At 72.8% G+C, this 19,279-nt stretch carries 20 protein-coding genes; 10 read left to right on the top strand and 10 right to left on the bottom strand.

Features of this window, described 5'->3' with window-relative positions:
- Positions 1 to 64 precede the first annotated feature (64 nt).
- The 3 genes from recN to PHZ_RS12775 are packed head-to-tail and all read left to right on the top strand — an operon-like array spanning position 65 to position 5,292.
- Positions 65 to 1,774 (top strand): DNA repair protein RecN, encoded by a 1,710-nt coding sequence (gene recN, locus PHZ_RS12785; protein WP_041373511.1) that lies wholly within the window; start codon positions 65 to 67, stop codon positions 1,772 to 1,774.
- Positions 1,775 to 1,829: 55 nt separating this feature from the next.
- Positions 1,830 to 3,908 carry an NAD-dependent DNA ligase LigA gene (gene ligA, locus PHZ_RS12780; RefSeq protein WP_012522860.1) on the top strand — a complete coding sequence of 693 codons (2,079 nt, stop codon included), beginning with the start codon at positions 1,830 to 1,832 and terminating at the stop codon, positions 3,906 to 3,908.
- Between the two features lie 16 nt (positions 3,909 to 3,924).
- A complete protein-coding gene (locus PHZ_RS12775) occupies positions 3,925 to 5,292 on the top strand; it encodes a deoxyribodipyrimidine photo-lyase (protein ID WP_012522859.1) in 1,368 nt (455 codons plus the stop codon).
- On the opposite strand, the gene PHZ_RS12770 is transcribed toward PHZ_RS12775, so the two are convergent.
- Complete coding sequence (locus PHZ_RS12770) at positions 5,289 to 7,103, bottom strand: aminopeptidase P family protein (RefSeq protein ID WP_012522858.1); 1,815 nt, start codon at positions 7,101 to 7,103, stop codon at positions 5,289 to 5,291. The genes PHZ_RS12775 and PHZ_RS12770 overlap by 4 nt on opposite strands.
- A 94-nt stretch (positions 7,104 to 7,197) precedes the next feature.
- On the opposite strand from PHZ_RS12770, the gene PHZ_RS12765 reads away from it, so the two are divergent.
- Positions 7,198 to 7,536 (top strand): GIY-YIG nuclease family protein, encoded by a 339-nt coding sequence (locus PHZ_RS12765; protein WP_012522857.1) that lies wholly within the window; start codon positions 7,198 to 7,200, stop codon positions 7,534 to 7,536.
- On the opposite strand, the gene PHZ_RS23130 is transcribed toward PHZ_RS12765, so the two are convergent.
- The 3 genes from PHZ_RS23130 to PHZ_RS12750 form a co-directional block, all read right to left on the bottom strand.
- Complete coding sequence (locus PHZ_RS23130) at positions 7,533 to 7,931, bottom strand: hypothetical protein (RefSeq protein ID WP_012522856.1); 399 nt, start codon at positions 7,929 to 7,931, stop codon at positions 7,533 to 7,535. The two genes, PHZ_RS12765 and PHZ_RS23130, sit on opposite strands and share 4 nt — an antisense overlap.
- A gap of 93 nt (positions 7,932 to 8,024) precedes the next feature.
- Positions 8,025 to 8,891, bottom strand: coding sequence for a 50S ribosomal protein L11 methyltransferase (locus PHZ_RS12755; RefSeq protein ID WP_012522855.1), 867 nt, complete (start codon positions 8,889 to 8,891; stop codon positions 8,025 to 8,027).
- Positions 8,892 to 8,935: 44 nt separating this feature from the next.
- Positions 8,936 to 9,448 (bottom strand): hypothetical protein, encoded by a 513-nt coding sequence (locus tag PHZ_RS12750; protein ID WP_041373510.1) that lies wholly within the window; start codon positions 9,446 to 9,448, stop codon positions 8,936 to 8,938.
- Positions 9,449 to 9,522: 74 nt separating this feature from the next.
- On the opposite strand from PHZ_RS12750, the gene PHZ_RS21735 reads away from it, so the two are divergent.
- Positions 9,523 to 10,065, top strand: coding sequence for a DUF7662 domain-containing protein (locus tag PHZ_RS21735; RefSeq protein WP_012522854.1), 543 nt, complete (start codon positions 9,523 to 9,525; stop codon positions 10,063 to 10,065).
- On the opposite strand, the gene PHZ_RS12740 is transcribed toward PHZ_RS21735, so the two are convergent.
- A complete protein-coding gene (locus tag PHZ_RS12740) occupies positions 10,062 to 12,386 on the bottom strand; it encodes an ATP-dependent helicase (protein WP_012522853.1) in 2,325 nt (774 codons plus the stop codon). The two genes, PHZ_RS21735 and PHZ_RS12740, sit on opposite strands and share 4 nt — an antisense overlap.
- A gap of 137 nt (positions 12,387 to 12,523) precedes the next feature.
- Between PHZ_RS12740 and PHZ_RS12735 the strand changes: the two genes are divergently transcribed.
- Both PHZ_RS12735 and PHZ_RS12730 read left to right on the top strand, forming a co-directional pair.
- A complete protein-coding gene (locus tag PHZ_RS12735) occupies positions 12,524 to 13,438 on the top strand; it encodes a class I SAM-dependent methyltransferase (protein ID WP_012522852.1) in 915 nt (304 codons plus the stop codon).
- Positions 13,435 to 14,163, top strand: coding sequence for a pseudouridine synthase (locus PHZ_RS12730; RefSeq protein ID WP_012522851.1), 729 nt, complete (start codon positions 13,435 to 13,437; stop codon positions 14,161 to 14,163). Before PHZ_RS12735 ends, PHZ_RS12730 begins: the two co-directional genes overlap by 4 nt.
- Here the strand turns inward: PHZ_RS12730 and PHZ_RS12725 are convergent.
- Both PHZ_RS12725 and PHZ_RS12720 read right to left on the bottom strand, forming a co-directional pair.
- Positions 14,160 to 15,554, bottom strand: coding sequence for a Coenzyme F420 hydrogenase/dehydrogenase, beta subunit C-terminal domain (locus PHZ_RS12725; RefSeq protein WP_012522850.1), 1,395 nt, complete (start codon positions 15,552 to 15,554; stop codon positions 14,160 to 14,162). The two genes, PHZ_RS12730 and PHZ_RS12725, sit on opposite strands and share 4 nt — an antisense overlap.
- On the bottom strand, positions 15,541 to 16,608 hold the full coding sequence (locus PHZ_RS12720; protein WP_012522849.1) for a polysaccharide pyruvyl transferase family protein: 1,068 nt from the start codon (positions 16,606 to 16,608) through the stop codon (positions 15,541 to 15,543). Before PHZ_RS12720 ends, PHZ_RS12725 begins: the two co-directional genes overlap by 14 nt.
- 147 nt (positions 16,609 to 16,755) lie before the next feature.
- Here PHZ_RS12720 and PHZ_RS12715 point away from each other — a divergent pair, with 147 nt between their 5' ends.
- Positions 16,756 to 17,169, top strand: coding sequence for a DUF1801 domain-containing protein (locus PHZ_RS12715; protein ID WP_049758233.1), 414 nt, complete (start codon positions 16,756 to 16,758; stop codon positions 17,167 to 17,169).
- Here PHZ_RS12715 and PHZ_RS12710 read toward each other — a convergent pair.
- A complete protein-coding gene (locus tag PHZ_RS12710) occupies positions 17,106 to 17,654 on the bottom strand; it encodes a flavodoxin domain-containing protein (protein ID WP_041373509.1) in 549 nt (182 codons plus the stop codon). The two genes, PHZ_RS12715 and PHZ_RS12710, sit on opposite strands and share 64 nt — an antisense overlap.
- Positions 17,655 to 17,757: 103 nt before the next feature.
- Here PHZ_RS12710 and PHZ_RS23125 point away from each other — a divergent pair, with 103 nt between their 5' ends.
- On the top strand, positions 17,758 to 18,012 hold the full coding sequence (locus tag PHZ_RS23125; RefSeq protein WP_041373508.1) for a hypothetical protein: 255 nt from the start codon (positions 17,758 to 17,760) through the stop codon (positions 18,010 to 18,012).
- A 1-nt stretch (position 18,013) separates the two neighbouring features.
- Here PHZ_RS23125 and PHZ_RS12700 read toward each other — a convergent pair whose 3' ends face one another.
- On the bottom strand, positions 18,014 to 18,226 hold the full coding sequence (locus PHZ_RS12700; RefSeq protein ID WP_012522847.1) for a ribbon-helix-helix domain-containing protein: 213 nt from the start codon (positions 18,224 to 18,226) through the stop codon (positions 18,014 to 18,016).
- 100 nt (positions 18,227 to 18,326) lie between these two features.
- Between PHZ_RS12700 and PHZ_RS12695 the strand changes: the two genes are divergently transcribed.
- Positions 18,327 to 19,088, top strand: coding sequence for a Coq4 family protein (locus PHZ_RS12695; protein ID WP_012522846.1), 762 nt, complete (start codon positions 18,327 to 18,329; stop codon positions 19,086 to 19,088).
- On the opposite strand, the gene PHZ_RS22175 is transcribed toward PHZ_RS12695, so the two are convergent.
- Positions 19,085 to 19,261: a DUF4169 family protein gene (locus PHZ_RS22175; RefSeq protein ID WP_083770932.1), complete on the bottom strand. Its 177-nt coding sequence runs from the start codon at positions 19,259 to 19,261 to the stop codon at positions 19,085 to 19,087. The genes PHZ_RS12695 and PHZ_RS22175 overlap by 4 nt on opposite strands.
- Positions 19,262 to 19,279 lie beyond the last annotated feature (18 nt).

Here is a 19,279-nt window from a genome sequence, read left to right as displayed (position 1 = left end):
GGGCGGAACAAATCGCGTCCTTCGCCTCTTCAACCGCGCCTGATTCCGGGCGATGTTCCCTGCGATGCTGATCGGCCTGCAGATCCGCGACTTCGTGCTGATCGAGGCCCTGGACCTGTCGATCGGGCCGGGGCTGACCGCGCTCACGGGCGAGACCGGGGCCGGCAAGTCCATCATCCTCGACGCCCTGGGCCTGGCCACCGGCATGCGCGCCGATTCCGGGCTCGTGCGCCGCGGGGCCGCCCAGGCGGTCTCCACCGCCGTCTTTGCGCCGGCGCCCGACCATCCCGTCTGGGAGCTGCTGGAGGAGAAGGGCCTCTCCTACGCCCGCGACGAGGACCTGGTCCTGCGCCGGGCGCTGTCGGCCGACGGCCGCTCCCGCGCCTTCGTCAACGACCAGGCCACGGGCGTCGGCGTTCTGCGCGAGCTGGGCGAGGCGCTGCTCGAGGTGCACGGCCAGCACGAGACCGTGGGCCTGCTCGATGCGCGCACCCACCGGCCGATGCTGGACGCGTTCGACGGGCTGGAGCCGCTGGCCGCCGAGGTCGCCGCCCGCCACCGCGACTGGCGCGCCGCCCGCGAGGCCGTCGAGGCCCTGCGCGAGGACGTCGCCCGCGCCGCCGCCGAGACCGAGGAGCTGACCTTCCGCCTGTCCGAGCTGGACCGCCTCGATCCGCGGGAAGGGGAGGAGACCGAGCTTGCCGAAGAGCGGGCCCTGCTGGGCTCGGCCGAAAAGGCCCTGGCCGACATCGCCGCCGCGCGCGAGGTGTTCGACGGCCTGGGCTCGAAGGTCGCCTCCGCCGTCCGGGCCCTGGAGCGCGCCCGCGAGCGCGCCGTGACCGCCGGCGCGGCGGCGGACGGGACCGCCGTTTCCCGCGTCGCCGAGGCGTCCGCCGCCCTGGACCGGGTGCTGATCGAGGCCGGCGAGGCCGAGGCCGCCATCGACGCGGCGGCCGCCGCCTTCGACTTCGAGCCCGACCGGCTGGAGAAGGCCGAGGAGCGGCTGTTTGACCTGCGCGGCCTCGCCCGCAAGCTCAACGTGACGGTGGACGAGCTGCCGGCGCTCCGGGTGCGCTTCGCCGAGCGGCTGCGGGCGGTGGAGTCGTCCGAGGACGCGCTGAAGGCCGCCGAGGCGGCGCTGAAGGCGGCCCGCGGCGCCTATCTCGAAGTCGCCGGCCGCCTGACCGAGGCTCGCCGCGCCGCCGGCGAGCGCCTGGCCCAGTCGGTCATGGACGAGCTGGCGCCGCTGAAGCTGGACAAGGCGCGGTTCCGCGTCGCCGTCGAGCCGCTGGCCGAGGAGCGGGCGGGGCCCGCGGGCCTGGACAAGGTGGCCTTCGAGGTCTCGACCAATCCCGGCGCGCCGTTCGGCGATCTGGGCGCCATCGCCTCGGGCGGCGAGCTCGCTCGCTTCGCTCTGGCGCTGAAGGCCTCGCTGGCCGGCCGCGCCGCCGGGCCGCAGCCGCTGATGATCTTCGACGAGGTGGACCAGGGCGTGGGCGGGGCGGTCGCCGACGCCGTCGGCCTGCGCCTGAAGAAGCTGGCAGGGAACGCGCAGGTCCTGGTGGTCACCCACAGCCCGCAGGTCGCCGCCCGGGCCGAGGCCCACTGGCGCATCTCCAAGGCCGGGGACGCCGCCCATGGGGAGGGGCGCATCCGCACGGCGGTGGAGGTCCTCTCGCCAGCCGACCGCGAGGAGGAGATCGCCCGTATGCTGGCCGGCGCCCAGATCACCGACGCCGCCCGCGCGGCCGCCCGCGCGCTTATCGGCGCCTGAATCCGCGCGCGCTCCCGCTTCGCGGCGGAGGGAGGCCGCGCTAGACCTTCGCCCGATGAAGTCTGTCGAATCCCTCACCGAGGCCGAGGCCGCCGAAGAGCTGACCCGGCTCGCCGACGAGATCGCCGCGCACGACATCCGCTATTACCGCGAGGATGCGCCGACGATCTCGGACGCGGCGTACGACGCCCTGCGACGGCGGAACGACGAACTCGAGGCGGCCTTCCCGCACCTGATCCGCGAGAACTCGCCGTCGCTGCGCATCGGCGCGGCCAGGGCCGAGCAGTTCGCGCCCGTCGAGCATGGCGTGCCGATGCTCTCGCTGGACAACGCGTTCTCGGACGCGGACGCGCTGGAGTTCGACGCGCGGGTGAAGCGCTTCCTGCGGCTGGACGAGGAGGTCGCCTACACGGCCGAGCCGAAGATCGACGGCCTGTCCTGCTCGATCCGCTACGAGAACGGCCGCCTGGTGCGCGCCGCGACGCGAGGCGACGGCCGGGTGGGCGAGGACGTCACCGCCAACGTCCGCACCATCGGGGAGATCCCGCAGAAGCTGCACGGCCAGGCCTGGCCCGAGGTCATCGAGATCCGCGGCGAAGTCTACCTCGGCCACGCCGAGTTCGCCGCCCTGAACGAGGCCGCCGCCTCGGCCGGCCAGAAGACCTACGCCAACCCGCGCAACGCGGCGGCGGGCTCGCTGCGCCAGATCGACCCGAAGATCACCGCCCAGCGCCCCCTGCGCTTCTTCGCCTACGCCTGGGGCTTCGTCAGCGCCCCGTTCGCCCAGACCCAGTGGGAGGCGCTGCAGGCGCTGAAGGCCTGGGGCTTCCGCACCACGCCGCAGTCCCGCTGCGTGAAAGGCGCCGAGGGCCTCATGGAGGCCTACCGCGAGATGGAGGCCGAGCGGCCGCACCTGGGCTTCGACATCGACGGGGTGGTCTACAAGGTGGACCGCCTCGAGTGGCAGCAGCGCCTGGGCTTCGTCTCGCGCGCGCCGCGCTGGGGGATCGCCCGCAAGTTCCCGGCCGAACAGGCGCGCACCGTGCTGGAGGCCATCGACATCCAGGTGGGCCGCACCGGCGCCCTGACTCCCGTCGCGCGCCTGACGCCGGTGACCGTCGGCGGGGTGGTGGTCACCAACGCCACCTTGCACAACGCCGACGAGATCGCGCGCCTCGACGTGCGCGTCGGCGACACGGTCGTGCTGCAGCGGGCCGGCGACGTCATCCCGCAGATCCTGCGCGTGATCCCCGAGGAGCGGCCGAAGGACTCCGTCCCCTACGACTTCCCGCACGTCTGCCCGTGCCCGCTCCGGACCGAGGTCGTCCGCGAGACCACCGCCTCGGGCGCCGAGACCGTGGTGCGCCGCTGCTCGGGCGAGTTCGCCTGCCCGTTCCAGCGCATCAATCACCTGCTGCACTTCGTTTCCCGCCGGGCGTTCGACATTGAGGGCCTGGGCGAGAAGCAGCTCACCGCCTTCTTCGAGCGCGGCTGGATCAAGGCGCCGGCCGACATCTTCCGCCTGCACGAGAAGCGCGACGAGCTGCTGGCCATGGAGCGGATGGGCGAGACCAGCGTGGGCAACCTGCTGGCGAACATCGAGGCCCGCCGCACCATCGGCCTGGACCGCTTCATCTACGGCCTGGGGATCCGCCACATCGGGGAGACCACCGCGACGGTGATGGCGCGCGGCTACGGCACGGCCGCCCACTTCCTGGAAGCGATGGACAAGGTGGCGGCCCGCGATCCCGAGGCGGTCGAGGAGCTGGACGCCCTCGACCAGATCGGCGGGGCGGTGATCGAGGCCGCCGCGGCCTTCTTCGGCGAGGACCACAACCGGGCCATGGTCGAGGACCTGGCGGGCCAGCTCACCATCCTCGACGCCGAGAAGCCCAAGACCGACACGGCGGTGGCCGGCAAGACCGTGGTCTTCACCGGCGCGCTGGAGCGGATGACCCGCGACGAGGCCAAGGCCCAGGCCGAGCGGCTGGGGGCCAAGGTGTCGGGCTCGGTGTCGAAGAAGACCGACATCGTGGTGGCCGGTCCCGGCGCAGGCTCGAAGCTGAAGACGGCCGCCGAGCTCGGCATCCAGGTGCTCACCGAAGACGAATGGTTGGAGATGGTCGGCAGCTAGGAGCCCGAACTCTCCCGTGATCCCCTCGTCCCGCTTGAAGGTCCTCGTGGACGCGCCGCCGCGTCCCGGGGCCCGCTACGTGCTCTACTGGATGCAGCAGTCCCAGCGCGCCGGCGGCAATCCCGCCCTGGAATACGCTGTCGAGCAGGCCAATGCGCTGAAGCTGCCGCTGCTGGTCTGCTTCGGGCTTGCGGCCTTTCCGGAGGCCAACGCCCGGCACTACGACTTCATGCTGCGGGGGCTCGCCGAGGTGGAGCGCGCGCTGGCGGCGCGGGGGATCGGCTTCGTCATCCGCAAACGGCCGCCGCACGAGCTGGTGCGAGAGCTGGCGGCCGACGCCGCCCTGGTCGTGGCCGACCGCGGCTACCTGCGCATCCAGCGGGCCTGGCGCGAGAGGCTGGCCGAGGGCCTGGCCCGCCGGCTGGTGCAGGTGGAAGGCGACGTGGTCGTCCCCGTCGAGGCCGCCTCGAACAAGCACGAGTACGCCGCCCGCACCATCCGGCCGAAGCTGCACCGGCTGTGGGACGACTACCTGCACCCGCTGGCCGAGCGGCCGGTGAACCATCCCGCCCTCGGCCTGCGCGTCGCCGGCGACGTGGACCTGTCCAAGGTGGACGCCGTCCTGGCGGGCCTGAAGATCGACCGGTCCGTGCCGCCGGTCCGGCGCTTCGCGGCGGGCGAGGGGGCGGCCCGCGCGGCCCTGGCCGCCTTCCTGGATCGGGGCCTCGCCCGCTACGAGGCGGACCGCAGCCGTCCGGAGGCGGGCGCGGTCTCGCACCTCAGCCCCTACCTGCACTTCGGGCAGATCTCGCCGGTGGAGATCGCGCTCGCGGTGCGGGAGGCCGGCGTCGTCAGCGGCGTGGCGACCTATCTGGAGGAGCTGATCGTCCGGCGCGAGCTGGCCATGAACCACGCCTTCCAAGCGCCGGCCTACGACCGCTACGAGGTCCTGCCCGAGTGGGCCCGCCAGACGCTGGCGGACCACGCCTCGGACCCGCGGCCGCACCTCTACACCCGCGATCAGTTCGAGGCGGCCGAGACGCACGATTCCTACTGGAACGCGGCCATGCTCGAGATGCGGGCCACAGGCTACATGCACAACCGGCTGCGCATGTACTGGGGCAAGAAGATCCTGCACTGGTCGGCCAGCCCCGAGGAGGCGTGGGAGACGGCGCTGGCCCTCAACAACCGCTGGTTCCTCGACGGGCGCGACCCCAACTCTTTCACCAACGTCGGCTGGCTGTTCGGCCTGCACGACCGCCCCTGGGGGCCGCAGCCGGTGTTCGGCACGGTCAGGTCGATGGGCCCGAACACCTTCAAGAAGTTCGACGCCGAGGCCTACGTCCGCCAGGTCCGGGCCCTGGCGGACGCCGAAGCCGTCTAGAGCGGGGCGGTGACCTCGGCGAGCCAGGCCTTGGCCTCGCCGTCCAGCAGCGGGCCGATCTCGCGCGCCACGCGGGCGTGGTAGGCGTCGAACTGGGCCAGCTCCTCGGGGGTCAGCATCTCTTTGACCACCAGCCGCCGGTCGATGGGCGCCAGGGTCAGGGCCTCGAAGCCGTGCATCGGCCGCTCGCCGCCGGCCACCGGCTCGGCCTCGGTGACGAACTGCAGGTTCTCGATGCGGATGCCGTACTCGCCTTCCTTGTAGTAGCCGGGCTCGTTCGAGACGATCATCCCCGGCCGCAGGGCGACGGTGTTCGGGGCTTTGGAGATCCGCTGCGGACCCTCGTGGACGCCCAGGTAGCTGCCGACGCCGTGGCCGGTGCCGTGGTCGTAGTCGAGGCCCGCCTCCCACAGCGGCACGCGGGCCAGCGCGTCGAGCTGGCTGCCGGTGGTGCCGGCCGGGAAGCGCACCCGCGCCAGGGCCAGATGGCCCTTCAGCACCAGGGTGAAGCGCTCGCACATCTCGCGGGTCGGCTCGCCGATGGCCACGGTGCGGGTCACGTCGGTGGTGCCGTCCAGGTACTGGCCGCCGGAGTCCACCAGGAGCAGGCTGCCCTTCTCCGCCCGCTTGTTCAGCCGCGCGGTGGGCCGGTAGTGGCAGATGGCGCCGTTGGAGAGCGCGCCGGCGATGGTGTCGAAGGACAGGTCCTTCAGCGCGCCGGTGGCCTCGCGGAACTGCTCCAGCTTCTGGACCGCGGTGATCTCGTCGGGCGGGCTCTCCTGGCCCTCGGTGGCCAGCCAGTGGAGGAAGCGCGACAGGGCCGCGCCGTCGCGCACATGCGCCTTGCGGCTGCCCTCGATCTCAACCTTGTTCTTGCAGGCGCGGGGGATGGCGCAGGGGTCCTCGGCGCGGACCACCTCGGCGCCGGCGCTCTGCAGGGCCTCGAAGTACCAGGCCGAGGACTGCGCGGGATCCACCGCCACCTTCAGGCCCTTCAGGTCGGCCAGCGCCTGGGGCAGGTCGCCCGGCGTCTCCAGGCGCACCTGGTTGCCGAGCCAGGCCGGCAGCTCGGGCGTGACCTTCTGCGGGTCCAGGAACAGCCGCGCCGTGCCGTCCTTGTTCAGGATGGCCTGGCCGAGGGGCAGGGGGCTGCGGATGACGTCGCCGCCGCGCACGTTGAACAGCCAGGCGATCGAGGCGGGGGCGGTCAGCACCGCCGCGTCGGCGCCCCTCTTGGCGATCAGCTCGCCCACGCGGGCGCGCTTGTCGGCCGAATCCTCGCCCGCGTACTCCAGCGGATGGGGAACGACGGGGGCGGTCGGCTGCGGCGGGCGCGCCTGGCCCCAGGCTCGGTCCAGCGGGTTCTCGGCCACCGGCAGGAGCTCGGCGCCGGCCTTGGCGGCGGCGGCGCGCAGGTGGTGCAGGGCGTCGGGGCTGTGCAGGCGGGGGTCGTAGCCGATCTTCTGGCCGCTGGCGGCCGCCTGCTCGAGGTAGGCCGGCACGCCGCCGTCCACCAGGTCGCGGATCTCGAAGAAGGCCGGATCCACCTGGTCGCGGACCTGGATCGTGTAGCGGCCGTCCACGAACACCGCGGCCTTGTCCTTGAGGATCACCGCCGCTCCGGCCGAGCCGGTGAAGCCGGTGGCCCAGGCCAGGCGGTCGTTGGCCGCCGGCAGGTATTCGTTCTGGTGCTCATCCTCGTGCGGCACGAGGAAGCCGTCGAGCCCCTGGGCCTCCATGGCCTGGCGGATCAGGGGGACGTGCTTGGGACCGAAGCTGCGGTCGGTCGTCTCGTCGAAGGTCTGGCGCATGACCTCGATGTAGGCCCTCGCCGCGCGCCGATCAAAGGCTCTATTTTACCCGGATATAATTGACGCTGCGGCCGGGGCCGGCTAACGCTGGCCCATGTCCGCTTCGAAGCGCCAGGCCATCCGGGATTTCAAGGAACGCAAGGTCTCCGCGGGGATCTACGTCCTGCGCTGCGAGGCCGCCGGCGCGGCCTGGATCGGCGTCTCGCGCAACATCGACGCCCAGGAGAACAGCGTCCGCTTCGCCCTGCGAATGGGCAGCCACCCCAACCGCGACCTGCAGGCGGCGCTGCGGGCGCATGGCGCCGACGCGCTCTCCTACGAGGTGCTGGAGCGGATCGAGGATCCCGACCTGAGCCCCATGGGCCTGACGGACGAGCTCAAGCGCCGCGAGGCCCATTGGCTCGCGGCGCTCGGGGCCAGAAAGCTGGCCTAGCGGGGCTCGTCCGCGACGTCGGCCGCGGCGTCGTTCACCGCCTCGGACGCGGCGGCGGCGGTTTCCTCGGTCTGCTCGGCGGCGGCGTTGGCGGCCGACTCGGTGGCGGCGGCCGCGCCCGCGGCGGCGTCCTGCGCGGCCTGGGCGGCCACGGCCGCGGCGTCGTGGGCCGACTGGCTCGCCGCGGCGATGGAGGCCTCGGCCTCGCCCTGCTCGCGGGCGGCCTGCAGCTCGTCGTCCCCGGCGCCGGCGTTGTATATGAAGATCACGGCCACGATCGCCACAATGGCGACGAGGGCGGCGACCCACCAGCCCGCCGCGCTTCCGCCGCGGCGGACCTCGACGGTGCGGGTCGGCTCGTTGGTGATGGTGGTGCGTTCGTACGGCTCGGTCATCTCAGCCTCCTCCTCGGCCAAGCTTGGCCTTCCGGCTGAGAACGGCGCTCGCCCTGTGGGGTTCCTCGGGCGCGGGTTCCTTGGGCGGTTCCGTCAGGGCCTGCGAACGACCAGCGTGGCCCAGGCGTCCCGGTGCAGCCGCCGCTGGAGCTTGAACCCCTTGGAGAGGTAGGCCGCCAGCACGCGCCGCTCCTGGGTCCGCAGTAGGCCCGAGAGGATCGCCAGCCCGCCGGGCTTCAGCGCATTGCGGATGTCCTGCGACAGCGCCACCAGCGGCGGCGCCAGGATGTTGGCGAACACCAGGTCGTACGGGCCGCGGGTGCGGACCGCGGGATGGCCGAGGCCCGAGGCGTGGACGAACTCGGCGCCCGCCCGGTTCAGCGTGGCGTTCTCGTTGGCGATGCGGACCGAGACGCGGTCGATGTCGGTGCCGACGGCGAGCTCCGAGCCTGTGCGCGCGGCGGCGATGGCCAGCACCCCGGTGCCGCAGCCCACGTCCAGCACCTTCGGGAAACGGCGCGCCTTGAGCAGCTCGTCGAAGGCCAGCAGGCAGCCCACGGTGGTCCCGTGGTGGCCGGTGCCGAAGGCCGCGCCCGCCTCGATGCGCAGGTTCACGGTGCTGGCGGGGGCCAGGCCCCGGTCGTGGGCGCCGTAGACGAAGAACCGGCCCGCTCGCACGGGCGGCAGGCCCGACAGCGCCATGGCCAGCCAGTCGGCGTCGGCCAGCACCTCGGTGCTCACCCGCAGGTCGCCGAAGCGCACCAGCACGGCCGCGATGGCCTCGCGCTCCTGGTCGGTGGTCGGGAAGGCGTCGATGCGCCAGACGTCGTGGTCCTCGTCCTCTTCGAGGATCGAGTAGGTCAGCGCCTCGGTGGCGGGCTCGGCCTCCAGCGCGGCGGCTGCGGCTTCGGCAATGCGGCGCGGGCCGCGGGCGATGATCTGGACGGCCTCGTCGCTCATGGGCGTGAGCCTCTAGCGGCCCGGCGCGCGAAAGGCGAGGGGGATCAGCCCGGCGTCGCCGCCGCCATCTCGGCGAGCTCGGAGTCTTCGGGCGGCGGCGGGGGCGCGGGGAGGTCGCCCGCGTAGGCCACGCCGTAGGCTACGCCGCCGTCCAGCGACGGATAGCGCGCCGGCTCCCGCGGCGGCTCCTCCCAGCGGACGATGGCGACCGGCTCGTAGGCGTCGTCCTCGGCGAAGGCGACGGTCTCGTCCTCGCCCGGGATCGGGACCTCCTCGTCGAACTGTTCCGGCGGCTCCAGCCAATCCGTTCCCACGACGTAGTCGGGTACGCCGGTTTCGTAGGCCGCGAACGAGGCGCCCACGTCCTGCAGCTGTGGCTGCCGGGCGCCCGAGACGCCGGCGAGCATCTGGGGGCCTTCGACGTCCGTCGGGCCGCGGAGGTTCGGCTGCATGGCCGCGCCGAGCAGGAGGCCGAACGCGGCGCAGGCGGCGGCGCCTGTCAGGATCGGCTTCAGGTCGGCCCTGGAAAACGGGCTCTGGAGAAACGAGCTGCGCATCGATGCGATAGCGCGCGAACCTTCGGACGGTTCAGTTCCATGGCGCCGATGCGGCCGCCGTGCGTTTAGCCGCCATGAGCAAGTACAAGCCCCTGTCCCAACGCCTGTCCGGCCACGGCGCCGACGAATGGCGCGCGAGCTTCGCCGAGCTGGAGGAGGTGCTGGGCTTCCCCCTGCCCAAGGGCGCAAGGTCCGGCGGCTCGTGGTGGGCCAACGACCCCGACAAGTCGCACAGCCGCGCCTGGACTGGTCATGGCTGGGAGGTCTCCGAGGTGGACCGCGCCGGCGAGACGGTCACCTTCCGCCGCAACGCCGCCCAGGCCGACATCGAGGCGGCGGGCGGCGTGCAGCCGCAGCACGCCCAGCCGGCGGTGGGTGAGCCCCTGGCGCCGGCGCCCGAGCAGGGCCCCGGCGGGCGCGTCGGCGAGGCGGCGGCCTGGTCCGCCGGCTCCGACGGCGTGCGGCCCGAGCCGATGCGCCGCGCCGCCGAGGCGGCGTCTCGCCAGTCCCGGCTCCGCAAGGCGGCCCCGCTGATGGCGGCCGGCGCGGCGGTGGTGGCCGGACTTGCGACCTTCGCTGCGCGGCGGCTGATGCGGCGGCGGGGACCCGAGGCCTAGGACTGCTTCTCCACGAAGCTGTCGATGACCTTCTTCTCGCCGGCCTTGTCGAAGGCGACGGTCAGCTTGTTGCCCTCGATGCCCTTCACCGTGCCGTAGCCGAACTTGAGGTGGAAGACGCGGTCGCCGCGGCTGTAGTCGCTCTTGGCCTCAGAGCCGGTGACGACCAGCCGGCCGTCGCCCTCGATCACCTGCTGGCGGCCGGGATGGCTGCCGCGGTAGTTGGACGCCTGCGCCCGCCGCCAGCCGGGCGAGGAATAGCCGGCGCCGAACGAGGGGCTCTCGTCCCAGCGGCTGCCGTGCTGCTGCATGCCCGGGCCGCCGCCGTAGTAGCCGGTTTCGGAGCTGGCCTCGACGTTGGCCAGGGGCAACTCGTCGACGAAGCGCGAGGGCAGCTGGCTGGTCCAGCGGCCGTAGACCTGCCGGTTGGCGGCGAAGCTGATCCGCGCCTCCTCCCGCGCCCGGGTGATGCCGACGTAGGCCAGGCGCCGCTCCTCCTCGAGGCCCTTCTCGCCCTTCTCGTCCATCGAGCGCTGCGAGGGAAAGACGCCTTCCTCCCAGCCGGGCAGGAAGACCAGCGGGAACTCCAGGCCCTTGGCCGAGTGCAGGGTCATGATCTGCACCGCGTCGGCGGCGGGGCCGCGGTCGAGGTCCATGACCAGGGAGACGTGCTCCAGGTAGGCTTGGAGCGTGTCGAAGTTCCCCATCGACTGGACCAGCTCCTTGAGGTTCTCGAGCCGGGTCTGGGCGGTCGGGCTCTTATCGAGGCGAAGGGCGTCCGTGTAGCCGCTCTCCTCAAGCACCGCCTCCATCAGGCGGGGATGGGCGACGTGCTGGGCCTCGGCGCGCCAGCGGTCGAGGTCCCGCAGGAAATTGGCGAGCGACGTCCGCGTCCGGGCCGCGAGCTCGTCGGTCAGCACGATCTGCCGCGCCGCGCGGGTGGCGGAGACGCCGTTGAGGCGCGCGACCTGCAGCAGCTTCTGGACGGTGGTGTCGCCGATGCCCCGCTTGGGCGTGTTGACGATCCGCTCGAAGGCCAGGTCGTCATCCTCGGACTGGATCAGCCGCAGGTAGGCGTGGGCGTCGCGGATCTCGGCCCGCTCGAAGAACCGGGGGCCGCCGACCACCGTGTAGGGGATCTGCAGCAGGACGAAGCGCTCTTCGAAGGCGCGCATCTGGAACGAGGCGCGCACCAGGATGGCGATGTCGCGGTAGCGGCGGCCGGCGCGCTTGGCCCGCTCGATCTCGTCGGCGATCAGCCGGCTCTCGGCCTCGCCGTCCCAGACGCCGCGCACGATGACCTTCTCGCCGCCCTCGGCCTCGGTCCACAGCGTCTTGCCCAGGCGGGACTTGTTGGCGGCGATCAGGCCCGAGGCGGCGGCCAGGATGTGGCTGGTGGAGCGGTAGTTGCGCTCGAGCCGCACGACCTTGGCGCCCGGGAAGTCCCGCTCGAAGCGCAGGATGTTGTCCACCTCGGCCCCGCGCCAGCCGTAGATCGACTGGTCGTCGTCGCCCACGCAGCAGAGGTTCTGGCTCTTCTGGGCCAGCAGCCGCAGCCACAGGTACTGGGCGACGTTGGTGTCCTGGTACTCGTCCACCAGCAGGTAGCGGAAGCGGGCGTGGTAGTCGGCCAGCACGTCGGGCTGGCTGGTGAAGATGGTGATGTTGTGCAGCAGCAGGTCGCCGAAGTCGCAGGCGTTCAGCACCCGCAGCCGCTCCTGGTAGAGCCGGTACAGCGCCTGGCCGCGGCCGTTGGCGAAGGCCTGCGCCTCGGCCGGCGGAAGCTGGTCGGGCCGCCAGCCGCGGTTCTTCCAGTGGTCGATCAGGCCGGCCAGCGCCTTGGGGGTCCAGCGCTTGGCGTCGATGTTCTCGGCCTCGAGGATCTGCTTGATCAGGCGCTCCTGATCGTCGTCGTCGAGGATGGTGTAGTTCGACTTCAGCCCCACCAGCTCGGCGTGGCGGCGCAGGATCTGGGCGGCCACCGAGTGGAAGGTCCCCAGCCAGCGCAGGCCCTCGGCCGCCGGGCCGATCATGTGCGAGATCCGCTCGCGCATCTCGCGGGCGGCCTTGTTGGTGAAGGTGACCGCCAGCAGCTCCCATGGCCGGGCCTTGCCGGTGGCCAGGATGTGGGCGAGACGGGTGGTCAGCACCCGCGTCTTGCCCGTGCCCGCGCCCGCCAGCACCAGCACCGGCCCCTCGGTGGCGAGCACGGCCTCGCGCTGCTCGGGATTGAGGCCTTGCAGGTAGTCGGCGGCAGGCGGATCGACGCGGGCGAGGTCGCTCACGCGGGGGGCAGGGGGCTCGTAGGACTCAGAAGACATTTCCGGGAGCCCTTAGCACGCCGGGCGCGCCAGGGCACCCCGGTGTTCGCGCTGCGTTCCCGCCGCTGGACGTGCGCCGCCCCGCCCGGTATCGCCCTCCGGCCGCCAGCGTCGCGCGGTCAGGGAGTTGCCGCCGCTTGAGCCCGTCTCCGGTCTCCGCCGTCTATGGCCTGCCGCCGCCGGAGCTCGCGCCTGCGCCGGCCGGCGCGGTGCAGGTCTCCCCGCTGATCCCCGGCTCGGCGGCCCTGGAGGACATCGCGCCGGCCAGCCTGGAGAGCGTGACGGTCGCCGCCCCGCCCGGGACGATCGAGCGTCGCTACGTCCTGGCCCTGGCCCTGCGGGCGCTGGCGCCGGGCGGGCGGCTCACCGCTCTCGCGCCCAAGGAGAAGGGCGGCTCGCGCCTCGGCAAGGAGCTGAAGGCGTTCGGCTGCGAGGTCCACGAGACAGGCCAGCGCCACCAGCGCATCTGCCAGACCCGCCGGCCGGACGCGCCCGCCGGCCTGGAGGCGGCGATCGAGGCGGGACGGCCGCGGTTCTCGGAGAGCCTCGGCCTGTGGACGCAGCCCGGGGTGTTCAGCTGGGATCGCCCCGACCCCGGCAGCGTCCTGCTCATCCAGGCGCTCCCGCCGCTGGCGGGACGCGGCGCCGACCTGGGCTGCGGGCTCGGCATCCTGTCCCACGCCGTCCTGGCCAGTCCGCAGGTGACCGAGCTTGCGCTGGTGGACCTCGACCGTCGGGCGGTGGACTGCGCCCGGCGCAACGTCCAGGATTCGCGCGCCGGCTTCCACTGGCGGGACGCCCGCACCGGCCCGGAGCTCGCCGGGCTCGATTTCGTGGTGATGAACCCGCCGTTCCATGACGCAGGCGCTGAGGACAAGGCGCTGGGCCAGGCGTTCATCCGCCGCGCCCACGCCGTGCTCCGCAAGGGCGGCGTCCTGTGGCTGGTGGCCAACCGGCACCTGCCGTACGAGGGCGTCCTGGGCGACCTGTTCGGCAAGGCCGCGCTGAAGGCCGAAGGTGGAGGCTTCAAGGTGTACGAGGCGCGGAAATGAGCGGCTCGGTCCGCCTCGACAAGCTGCTGGCCAACATGGGCTATGGCTCGCGCCGGGAGGTGCAGGCGCTGGCCCGCGCCGGGGCCATCACCCTGGACGGCGCGCCCGTGCCCAAGGCCGACACGCGGATCGCGCTGACCCCGGATCTGCCGGCGCGGATGCAAGTGGACGGACGGCCGCTGGATCCGCTGCCCGGCATGGCGCTGATGCTGCACAAGCCCACGGGCGTGACGTGCTCGCACAAGGAGACGGGCGAGCTGGTCTATAGCCTCCTGCCGTCGCGCTGGCGGATGCGCGAGCCGCCGCTCTCCACGGTGGGCCGGCTGGACAAGGAGACGTCCGGCCTGCTGCTGCTGACCGACGACGGCGACCTGCTGCACCGGATCATTTCGCCCAGGCGGCACGTCGCCAAGCGCTACGTGGCCACCCTGGCCCGGCCGCTGCGCGGCGACGAGGGGGCCATCTTCGCCGCGGGCGAGCTGATGCTGGAGGGCGAAGACAAGCCGCTGGCGCCGGCGGTGCTGGAGCCCCTGTCGCCGACCCTGGCGCGGCTGACCATCACCGAGGGTCGCTACCACCAGGTGCGCCGGATGTTCGCCGCCGTCGGCAACCATGTGGAGGCGCTGCACCGGGACCGCATCGGCGGCCTGGACCTTCCTGCCGACCTGGCCCCCGGTCGCTATCGGCTGATGGGGGCCGAGGACCTGGCGGCGATCTTCGCCTAGGCGCGCTTGCCGTCCAGCCGGTCCACGATCCGGCCCACGCGGCCGTGCGACCAGGCGAGGCCCTGGTAGACGGCCAGGCTCGCCCTGGCCCAGCGCGTGTAGAGGCCCGGCCAGCGCAGCCGCTGCGCGGCCCAGAACACGCGGTGACTGCCCGCGGCGATGGCTTGGCGCAGGCGGTAGACCGCGCGTCGGCGCCAGGTGAGCGACGGCGCCCGCGCCGGGACCCGCTTGCGGGGCGTCAGGCCGCGCCGACGGCCCGCAAGCCTGAGCGACAGCCCCTCCCGCCGCTGGCGGAACCCCGCCGCCTGGGTCCCATGCACGAAGTCGGCGTCCACGGGCGAAAGGTCGAGCCGGCCCTCCTCGATCCCCTGGGCCAGGATCGCCGCCAGCGCCGATGACCGGACCACCACCACGTTCGTGCCGCGGCCGTCGGAGGAATAGGGCTCCACCCAGGCGTCGCCGAAGCTGATGTCGGCCGTCTCGGCGGTGACGTCGTCGCAGAAGTCGCAGGCGGGATACTGGAAGAAGCCGGCGCCCCAGTCCCCGTCGGCCAGATGCCACCAGTCCTGCCGGCGCTCCGAGCCGTCCTTCAGGCGCAGATGTGCAGTGTACCAGTTGGCCGGTCGGCCGGGATCCTTGGCGCGGAAATCCACGGCCTCCACCGCCTCGACCTGCGTCCCGAGCTGCCAGGCGAAGCTCTCGACCAGCCGGGCGCTCTTCATGTGGCCGCAGAACAGGCCGAGGGTGAAGGCGACGCGCTCGCGCAGGACGGGGTCCTCGCGGCAGAGCAGCCGCACCGCCTTGATGAAGCAGGGCACCCCGACCACGGCGTAGCGGCCGGGCGTGCGGCGGATCTCGTCCAGCACGCCCGACATCTCGATCGGGTAGTAGCGGGACTTGGCGCCCGCCCGCAGCTCGGCCTCGCTGCGCGAGACCCCGTAGCGGAAGAACGGCGCCTGTCCGCGTGGCGAGGGGGCGGGCTTCACGTGCGCAACGCCGTCGATCAGCCCGCGCCGCATCAGCTCGGCCGCGGTCCAGGTGACCATGCCCCCCGAGCTGCCGGCGGCCCGGAAATCGCCCTCGGCCGCCGCCCCGACGTAGGCGGCCCGGAAGCGGCCGATGCAGGGATCGGCGAAGGGCGCGTCCGGGTAGAGCTCCAGCGCCAGGGCGTCCTCGTCGCGGGCCGCGGGCGAGGACGGGCAGGTGCGGGCGAAGACCTCGCTGCGCCGGCCGAGCCAGGCCTTCGGGCCCTCCGGACGCAGCCGTCCGAAGCGGTCGAAGCCGACCCGGGCCCCAGCCGTCCGTCCGCCTGCCGCGCAGCCGCCGCAGCCGATGCAGAGGCCGGCGGCGACGACCTCTCTGGGGCTCAGGCCGGCGTCAGGCGAGCGCATGGTCGAGGTAGGCGTCCGAGCGGCGCCGCATGTGGTCGATGGCGGCCACCACCCGCGGGGCCAGCGGCGCCGACAGCAGGGCGTCCAGTGCGGACGGCGCAGGATCCTCGTCCACCAGCCGGTCCTCGGCGTCCACGGCCCGGGTCAGGTTCAGCACCTTGTTCGACCGGTAGGCGCTGGGAATGCAGACGAACGGGCGCGCGTTCGCCAGTGCGAAGACGCAGCCGTGGAAGAAGTTGGTGACCACCGCAAGAGCCCCGCCCATGGCCCGGGCGAAATCCTCGGGCCCGGCGTCGAGGCGCTGCTCGTGGGCGAAGTCGTTGCGATAGCCCAGGCTGACGAGGCGCAGGCCCGCGCCTTCGGCCCAGTCCCGCACCCGGCTCCCGAACGTGGCCGGGAAGCTGTGGCCGTAGACCACGACGTCGCGTGGCGGGGTCCGGGCCGGCCGCCGGCAGACGTCGGCGAACTGCAGGCACGGATCGAGCACCAGGGCCGGATCGCGTCCCAGCGCCTCGCGCACCAGGATGCGGGAGGTCTCGTCGCGAACCGCCAGGGCGTCGAAGCGGCGCAGCCGCTCGGCCCAGGAGGCTTCGAGGGCGTCGTCCGCGCCATGGGAGCCGAAGCTCGCCGCGTAGGAGACGACGCGCCGCGCCTTCAATCCGTCGCCGAAGAACAGCGGATAGCCCGCGTACCAGGGGTGGCGGAAGTTCCACACCTCGTCGCTGCCGACGACGGCCACGTCGACGGACTCCATGTCCGCCGGATCGTCCAGGTCGAACGGACGGGAGAGCGGCAGGCGGTCGAAGGCCTCGAAGAACTTCCTGGCCTTGGCCGCATAGCGGGCGCGGTCCGTGGCCGTCGCGCGCGCCGGCAGCAGCGGCTGCAGCGCGCAGCGCCACTCGGCGCGGTTCACCCGCGGGGACTGATGGTCCAGCAGCACCGCTTCCAGACCGCGGGCCCGCAGCCCTTCCACAGAGCACCGCGCCTGCCAGTAGGAGCCGTAGTTGATGCAGCGATGGAAGGTGAGCACGCCGACCTTCTGCGCGTGTGTCATGAGACGGACCGTCGGATCGGGGTAGGGGGCCGCAGGGCGCGGTCTGGATTAAAGGCCCGCCTGACGCGCCGGTTCCGGTCCTTGCCGAATGGACCCGCCGGGAGCGGCGAGCGTTGAGGCCGGGCGGCCCATGCCGCGGGAGCGACCATGGTCCAGTCCAAGGCCCCAACGGTCGACGCCTATCTGGCCGAAGCCTCGCCGGAACGCGCCGGGGACCTGGCGCGCCTGCGCGACCTCGCGCGCCGGCTGCTTCCGGACCATGAGGAAACCATGACCTGGGGCCGCCCCACCTTCGTTCGCGCCGGACGGCCGGCGTTCGGCTTCGCCGAGCAGCGGCAGTATCTCTCCCTCTACTTCGCCGATCCGGGCGTGCTGCAGACCCCCGCCGCCGCGCGAACGGGCGGTGGGCGGGGCAAGGGCTGTCTGCGTTTCCGCAAGTCAGCGGTGATCGACTGGGCCGCGCTGGAGCAGCTTCTGCGGACGGCGCGCGAGCGCGCTCAGCCGGCCGGGGCCGCGGCGGCGGCGACGAACCGGCTCACGAAGGCGCCGAGCGCCTCGTAGTCGGTCAGGTCGTAGTCGTGGGAGCGGACGGTCTTCATCCCCCGTTTGCGGGCGATGCCCTGCAGAGCCAGGCGTTTGAAGAAGTCGTACTGGCTGTACCGGATCGCGCCCGCCGCCTGGTGGACCTCTCGCGGGGTCCAGCCGGTCTCGGCCTTGAAGGTGGCCAGGCACTCGTCCAGCCCGGCCCAGTCGTCCGGACTCTCACCGGCGGCCGACAGCGACACCGAAAGGAAGGCGCTGGGCATGGCGTTCAGCCGCTCGTGGTGGCGCTGGGCGTAGGCGACCAGCGGGGCCTGGTAGCGGCCGACGTGCAGCGAGGCGGCGAGCAGCACGGCGTCGTAGGGCGCCGGGTCGGGGTGGCCAGCGTCGGGACCGGCCGCCTCCGTCGTCACGCGGCGGCCCTGCTCACGCAGGCGGGTCGCCGCGTAGTTGCACAGCTCGCGGGTGTGGCCTTCGGTGGTGCCGTAGACGATCAGGACGCGCATCGGGACCTCCGCGATCAGCCTAACTCCAAAAGCCGCGCCGCGGCTCCCGGAACTGCGGCGGCCAGGGCTCGTTACCCCGGCGGCTTCAGAAGGAAACGACCCCATGACCGACCAGAGCTCCACGCCCAAGCGCAAGGGAGGCGTCCCGCCGCTCGTGTGGATCGTGCTGGCGCTGCTGGTGGCCTGGCTGGTGATCGCCATGGTCCAGCGGGGCGGGACCGACCGCACGCCCGGCGGCGGGGCCACGCCGATGGCCGAGCAGGGGCCCTCGGTCATGCCGCCGGCTCCAGCCCAGGGCGATGCGCCCGCCACGCCGGGCGGCGTGATGGAGGGGACGCCGGCTCCGACGAGCCAGTGATTCAGCGCCGGAGGGCGTAGTCGAGCGCCGCCAGGCGGCAGGCGGAGGCGAGGGGGCGGCCGGCCCGGGCCCGGTCGATCCCGACGATGAGGGCGGCGAGGCTGACCCCGCGCGCACGGGCCATCTCGTCCAGCACCGCCCAGAACTCGGGCTCGAGCGCGATCGAGGTCGCGTGGCCGGACAGCAGGACCGAACGTTTCTTCAGCGCCCCCATGTCGCAAGTCTACAAACCTTGGCGCCTCATGTCCCCTTGCATAAAGATGACGGGGGCGTCATTTTCTGTTTCGTAACGAAGCTGGAATATCGACCCTACGATGGCCATGGCCGCCGACACCGCCGACTTCCGCCCCGCTGGGCGGGCGAGCTCCACCAAGATGGACTGGGGCCACGCGCTGCGCTCGCTGCGCCGCCTGCTGCGCGACAAGGAAGACACCCGCCAGGTGTTCGAGATCATGCGCGCCCTGAACGGCGCCTCGACCGCCAAGGGCTACCAGCGGCTGCTCGCGACCCCGGAGGGCGGACGGATCGCCTACGAGCGCGAGGAGTTCGCCCAGCGGCTGATGGACGACGCCTGGCTGGACAGCCTGCCCGAGGGCAGCGTCGGCGCCGCCTATCGCGACTTCATCCGCGCGGAGAACCTCTCGGCCGAAGGCCTGGCCATGGTGAGCCGCGAAGGCGCCGAGGCGATCGACGAGCCGCACCCCTACGCCTGGTTCGGCCGGCGCACCCGCGACGTCCACGACATATGGCACATCCTGTCGGGCTACGGCCGCGACGGCCTGGGCGAGGCGTGCCTGGTGGCCTTCTCCTACGCCCAGACCAAGGGGCTCGGCTGGGCGCTGATCGCCTTCGGGGCGGCGAGCCGGGCGCGGGAGAACAGGCAGTATCCCTACGTGAAGGCCATCTGGCAGGGCTACCAGCGGGGCAAGGCCGCCAAATGGCTGCTGGGCGAGGACTACGGCCGGCTGCTGGCCGAGCCGCTGGACGCGGCCCGCCGGCGGCTGAACATCACCCCGCCCACGATCTACGATTCCATCCCGCCGGAATTCCGCGACGAGGCCGTGCCCCAGCGCTAGTCCTCGCGCTTCTTCCCCTCGATATCGCGGCGGGCGCGCTCGGCTTCCAGCCTGGAGACCGCCCTCTCTCCCTTGGTGCGCCCGAACCGGACCCGGTTCTCGGCGGCCTTGTCCTTCGCCGCGGCGCGCTCGCGCGCCTTGCGGGCCTTGTTCAGGTTGATGAGATCGGCCATGGCTCCATCCTCCGCCAT

The organism is Phenylobacterium zucineum HLK1, from assembly GCF_000017265.1.
Classification (GTDB): domain Bacteria; phylum Pseudomonadota; class Alphaproteobacteria; order Caulobacterales; family Caulobacteraceae; genus Phenylobacterium; species Phenylobacterium zucineum.
Note: the sequence above shows the minus strand (reverse complement) of the source record. Positions and strands in the feature narration are given on the sequence as shown.

Excerpts from the sequence above, each read along its gene's own strand:
- recN (WP_041373511.1), top strand. The coding sequence starts at position 65 with ATGCTGATCGGCCTGCAGATCCGCGACTTCGTGCTGATCGAGGCCCTG.
- ligA (WP_012522860.1), top strand. The coding sequence starts at position 1,830 with ATGAAGTCTGTCGAATCCCTCACCGAGGCCGAGGCCGCCGAAGAGCTG.
- PHZ_RS12770 (WP_012522858.1), bottom strand. The coding sequence starts at position 7,103 with ATGCGCCAGACCTTCGACGAGACGACCGACCGCAGCTTCGGTCCCAAG.
- PHZ_RS12765 (WP_012522857.1), top strand. The coding sequence starts at position 7,198 with ATGTCCGCTTCGAAGCGCCAGGCCATCCGGGATTTCAAGGAACGCAAG.
- PHZ_RS23130 (WP_012522856.1), bottom strand. The coding sequence starts at position 7,931 with ATGACCGAGCCGTACGAACGCACCACCATCACCAACGAGCCGACCCGC.
- PHZ_RS12755 (WP_012522855.1), bottom strand. The coding sequence starts at position 8,891 with ATGAGCGACGAGGCCGTCCAGATCATCGCCCGCGGCCCGCGCCGCATT.
- PHZ_RS12750 (WP_041373510.1), bottom strand. The coding sequence starts at position 9,448 with ATGCGCAGCTCGTTTCTCCAGAGCCCGTTTTCCAGGGCCGACCTGAAG.
- PHZ_RS21735 (WP_012522854.1), top strand. The coding sequence starts at position 9,523 with ATGAGCAAGTACAAGCCCCTGTCCCAACGCCTGTCCGGCCACGGCGCC.
- PHZ_RS12740 (WP_012522853.1), bottom strand. The coding sequence starts at position 12,386 with ATGTCTTCTGAGTCCTACGAGCCCCCTGCCCCCCGCGTGAGCGACCTC.
- PHZ_RS12730 (WP_012522851.1), top strand. The coding sequence starts at position 13,435 with ATGAGCGGCTCGGTCCGCCTCGACAAGCTGCTGGCCAACATGGGCTAT.
- PHZ_RS12725 (WP_012522850.1), bottom strand. The coding sequence starts at position 15,554 with ATGCGCTCGCCTGACGCCGGCCTGAGCCCCAGAGAGGTCGTCGCCGCC.
- PHZ_RS12720 (WP_012522849.1), bottom strand. The coding sequence starts at position 16,608 with ATGACACACGCGCAGAAGGTCGGCGTGCTCACCTTCCATCGCTGCATC.
- PHZ_RS12715 (WP_049758233.1), top strand. The coding sequence starts at position 16,756 with ATGGTCCAGTCCAAGGCCCCAACGGTCGACGCCTATCTGGCCGAAGCC.
- PHZ_RS12710 (WP_041373509.1), bottom strand. The coding sequence starts at position 17,654 with ATGCGCGTCCTGATCGTCTACGGCACCACCGAAGGCCACACCCGCGAG.
- PHZ_RS23125 (WP_041373508.1), top strand. The coding sequence starts at position 17,758 with ATGACCGACCAGAGCTCCACGCCCAAGCGCAAGGGAGGCGTCCCGCCG.
- PHZ_RS12700 (WP_012522847.1), bottom strand. The coding sequence starts at position 18,226 with ATGGGGGCGCTGAAGAAACGTTCGGTCCTGCTGTCCGGCCACGCGACC.
- PHZ_RS12695 (WP_012522846.1), top strand. The coding sequence starts at position 18,327 with ATGGCCATGGCCGCCGACACCGCCGACTTCCGCCCCGCTGGGCGGGCG.
- PHZ_RS22175 (WP_083770932.1), bottom strand. The coding sequence starts at position 19,261 with ATGGCCGATCTCATCAACCTGAACAAGGCCCGCAAGGCGCGCGAGCGC.